The organism is Vogesella mureinivorans (genome assembly GCF_007644035.1).
Lineage (GTDB): Bacteria > Pseudomonadota > Gammaproteobacteria > Burkholderiales > Chromobacteriaceae > Vogesella > Vogesella mureinivorans.
In genome coordinates, this window is record NZ_VMTV02000361.1 from 1 (window position 1) to 406 (window position 406).

Annotated in this window: 1 protein-coding gene; it reads right to left on the minus strand. The window is 37.9% G+C overall.

Annotation, left to right across the window (positions count from 1 at the left end; genetic code table 11):
• Positions 1-234: 234 nt before the first annotated feature.
• Positions 235-402 carry a 23S rRNA (pseudouridine(1915)-N(3))-methyltransferase RlmH gene (locus FLQ44_RS24900; RefSeq protein WP_369126607.1) on the minus strand — a complete coding sequence of 56 codons (168 nt, stop codon included), beginning with the start codon at positions 400-402 and terminating at the stop codon, positions 235-237.
• Positions 403-406: the final 4 nt, after the last annotated feature.

Consider the following 406-nt stretch of genomic DNA (forward strand, 5'->3'; position numbering starts at 1 on the left):
AATCTTGAAAAGATTCACGATGACTCAATGCCCAATGAAATTTCCAATTTGGTGCAAATTCATATTTCAGATCAGTTCTAAATGACTTGGTTTCATCAACAATATTATCATTTGTACCTGAATCGGACGGGACCAACTGTCTATCCACTGCCTAACACGATTCAACATAGAGGTATCCTAATTTTCTAATCATTGGATTTTATATAAAGAAGTTTAATCAACCCGAAATGAAATTTATGTGAAGTAAATATTTTTTTTCATGACACGCACCAATGGATGAGGAAGTGTTAGTTTAGAAAGCGACCAGTGCCACGCCGCTGCTTTGCGAACTGCTTCTGAATGACCATCGGGTCCACCAATTGCAAGCACGACATCATTACCTTCGAGCATCCAACTTTTCATGGTT